Annotated in this window: 2 protein-coding genes; both read left to right on the forward strand. The window is 68.8% G+C overall.

All coding sequences use genetic code 11. From position 1 onward, the window contains the following. The first annotated feature begins 450 nt into the window (after positions 1-450). Positions 451-1,914: a cellulase family glycosylhydrolase gene (locus D183_RS0110380; protein ID WP_039727024.1), complete on the forward strand. Its 1,464-nt coding sequence runs from the start codon at positions 451-453 to the stop codon at positions 1,912-1,914. Between the two features lie 254 nt (positions 1,915-2,168). After that, positions 2,169-3,653, forward strand: a complete 1,485-nt coding sequence (locus D183_RS0110385) for a cellulase family glycosylhydrolase (protein ID WP_017908929.1) — start codon at positions 2,169-2,171, stop codon at positions 3,651-3,653. Positions 3,654-3,758: the final 105 nt, after the last annotated feature.

Raw genomic sequence — 3,758 nt, forward strand, 5'->3', positions numbered from 1 at the left:
CAGGCGCCGGCGCTGCGGACGGCGGTAGCGGTTCCCGACTCACGCGCGCCGCGCTGCGCCGGCGCCGCGGCGCGCGCGGATGGCGGAATCGGGGCGCCACTGGGGCCACTGCACCGCGAAGGACAGGTTTGGACGTTGCACGAAGATCCCTCTCGGCAGGCATGAGCGGCCGAGTGTAGCGAGGCGGCCGCGGGACCGGCGAGGGCCGGGCACCCGCCAGACGTGCGCTGTCGCAAAAATTTATTGTGATAAACCGCTCAAATACGAATCTGAACATGCTCTAATGCCGCGCTCGCGCATCACGGGGCCGCGCCGATCCGGTGGCCACGCCGATCCGCGTGCCCCTCCCGGCTTCCACCCGAGCCGGGCGCGGCGTCCGTTGCCCCTACCCTCACCTGGGCCGCTCCGACTGCGGGGCCGGCCCGCTTCCGGAGACCTGCAGAGATGTCGATGTCCCCTCTCACCCGCATCACCCGTTGCGTGCTGGCCGCCGCGCTGCTGGCCGCCAGCGGTTCGGCCTGGAGTTACGCCGTCAGCAAAGGCACGGTGGTGGACGACCGCGGCAACGCGGTGCAGCTGCGTGGCGTCAACTGGTTCGGCTTCGAAGGCAGCGCGCACACCGTGCATGGCCTGTGGGCGCGCAACTGGAAGGACATGATCACGCAGATGCAGGGCCTGGGCTTCAACGCCGTGCGCCTGCCGTTCTGCCCGCAGACCCTGCGCGGCGTCGCGCCGACCAGCATCGACTACGGCCGCAACCCGGACCTGCAGGGCCTCAATTCGCTGCAGGTGCTGGACAAGGTGGTCAACGAGTTGAGCAGCCGCGGCATGTACGTGCTGCTGGACCACCACTCGCCCGATTGCCAGGGCATCTCCGAACTCTGGTACACCGACTCCTACAGCGAGCAGCAGTGGCTCAGCGATCTGACGTTCGTGGCCAAGCGCTACGCGTCGGTGCCGGGCGTGATCGGCATCGACCTGAAGAACGAGCCGAACGGCCGCAACACCTGGGGCACCGGCAACCTCAAGACCGACTGGAACAAGGCGGTCGAGCGCGCCTCGGCGGCGGTGCTGAAGGTGGCGCCGAAGTGGCTGATCGTGGTCGAGGGCATCACCGACAACCCGACCTGCTCCAGCAGCTACGGCTACTGGTGGGGCGGCAATCTGGAACCGCTGACCTGCACCAAGCTCAACGTGCCGGCCAACCGCCTGCTGCTGTCGCCGCACGTGTACGGCCCGGACGTGAACTGGCAGCCCTACTTCGGCGACAGCAGCTTCCCGGCCAACATGCCGGCGATCTGGGAGCGCCAGTTCGGCCAGCTGACCCAGCTCGGTTACACCATGATGATCGGTGAGTTCGGTGGCAACGAAGGCCGCAACCAGGCGCAGGACCCGATCCTGCAGAAGGCGCTGATCGACTACCTGATCAAGAAGAACATCCGCAGCGGCTTCTACTGGGCATGGAACCCGAACAGCCGCGACACCGGCGGCGTGCTCGACGACGACTGGACCACCGTGCGCACCGAGAAGATGACCGGGCTCAAGCGGCTGTGGGGCGACACCAGCGGCACCACGCCGACGCCGACGCCCACTCCGACCCCCACCCCGGAGCCGACCCCGACCCCGACCCCGACCCCCACGCCGACCCCGGCCCCGGGCAGCGCCAGCTTCAGCACCAAGGTCATCGTCGACAGCGACTGGAACGCCGGCTACTGCGAACGCGTGCAGGTGACCAACAGCGGCAGCGCCACCGGCAACTGGGCGATCACCCTGTCCATCAGCGGCACCGTCAACAACCTGTGGAACGCCACCTGGAAGCAGTCGGGCACCACCCTCAGCGCCAGCGGCGTGGACTGGAACAAGACCCTGGCCCCCGGCGCCACCGCCGAGTTCGGGTTCTGCGCCGCCCGCTGAAGACGGCGCCATCGCCCCGCGCAGCGCGCGGGGCCCAACCTCAACGGCAGCGTCCCACGACGCTGCCGTTGGCGTTTTCACCAGGCGACGGCGCGCCCGTGGACATCACCACAGCGCCTGCGCGCAATCCGTGGACAAGCCCGTCTTCTGCAACGGCAGTCACGGCCGCCATGGCGGACACTGCCGATCATCGCCGCCCAGTATCCGCCCCCTTGGCAGGCGCACTCCGCACCGGCCACCCTCGGAGCATCGCGATGAACCGATCCCTGCATTCCCGCATTACCCGCTGCCTGCTGGCCGCGGCGCTCGTGGTCGCCAGCGGCTCGGCCTGGAGCTATGCCATCGACCAGGGCAAGGTGGTGGACGACGCCGGCAACGCCGTGCAATTGCGCGGCGTCAACTGGTTCGGTTTCGAGACCTCGCAGCACACCGTGCACGGCCTGTGGGCGCGCAACTGGAAGGACATGATCACGCAGATGCAGGGCCTGGGCTTCAACGCCGTGCGCCTGCCGTTCTGCCCGCAGACGCTGCAGGCGGTCTCGCCCGGCAGCATCGACTACAGCCGCAATCCGGACCTGCAGGGCCTGAACTCGCTGCAGCTGCTCGACAAGGTGATCAACGAACTCAGCAGCCGCGGCATGTATGTGCTGCTCGACCACCACACCCCGGACTGCAACGCGATCTCCGAACTCTGGTACACCGGCAGCTACAGCGAGCAGCAATGGCTGAATGATCTGAGCTTCGTCGCCAAGCGCTACGCGTCGGTGCCGGGGGTGATCGGCCTGGATCTGAAGAACGAGCCGCACGGCGCCGCCACCTGGGGCAGCGGCAATGCCGCCACAGACTGGAACAAGGCCGCCGAACGCGCGTCGGCGGTGGTGCTGAACGCGGCGCCGAACTGGCTGATCGTGGTCGAAGGCATTTCCAACACGTCCACCTGCTCCAGCGACACCGCCCACTTCTGGGGCGAGAACCTGGAACCGCTGGCCTGCACCCCGCTGGCCATCCCGGCCAACCGCCTGCTGCTCGCCCCGCACGTGTACGGACCGGACGTCTACATGCAGCCGTACTTCAGCGCGTCCAATTTCCCGGCCAACATGCCGGCGATCTGGGAGCAGCACTTCGGCCAGTTCGCCCAGGCCGGCCACGCGCTGCTGCTGGGCGAGTTCGGCGGCAAGTACGGCCAGGGCAACCCGCTGGACGTGCAGTGGCAGAACGCACTGGTCGACTACCTGATCGGCAAGGGCATCCACAGCGGCTTCTACTGGTCGTGGAATCCGAACAGCGGCGACACCGGCGGCATCCTCAACGACGACTGGAGCACGGTGCGCACCGACAAGGTGACCCTGCTGAAGAAGCTGTGGGACGGCGACGGCAGCAGCACGGGCGGTGGCGGCGGCAACGGCGGTGGTAACGGCGGTGGCAATGGTGGAGGCGGTGGTGGTGGCAACGGCGGCGGCGGAACGCCCACGCCGCCGCCGTCCGGCAGCAGCTTCAGCACCAAGGTGCTGGTCGACAGCGACTGGAACGCCGGCTACTGCAACCGCGTGCAGGTGACCAACACCGGCGGCAGCAGCGGCGACTGGAGCGTCACCCTGTCGATCAGCGGCACGGTCAACAACCTGTGGAACGCCACCTGGACCCAGTCGGGGACCACGCTCAGCGCCAGCGGCGTCGACTGGAACAAGACCCTGGCCCCCGGCGCCACTGCCGAGTTCGGGTTCTGCGCCGCGCGCTGAGCGCGCCGCCGCGTCCCTGACGCCACCCGCACGGCCCTTCGCCCGCGCGGGCCGTGCGCGAGGCCGGCCGCCCACGCGGCGCCGCGCGGTGTGCCATCAGTCACG

Origin of the sequence: Xanthomonas sp. SHU 199 (assembly GCF_000364665.1) — a bacterium.
Classification (GTDB): Bacteria; Pseudomonadota; Gammaproteobacteria; order Xanthomonadales; family Xanthomonadaceae; genus Xanthomonas_A; species Xanthomonas_A sontii.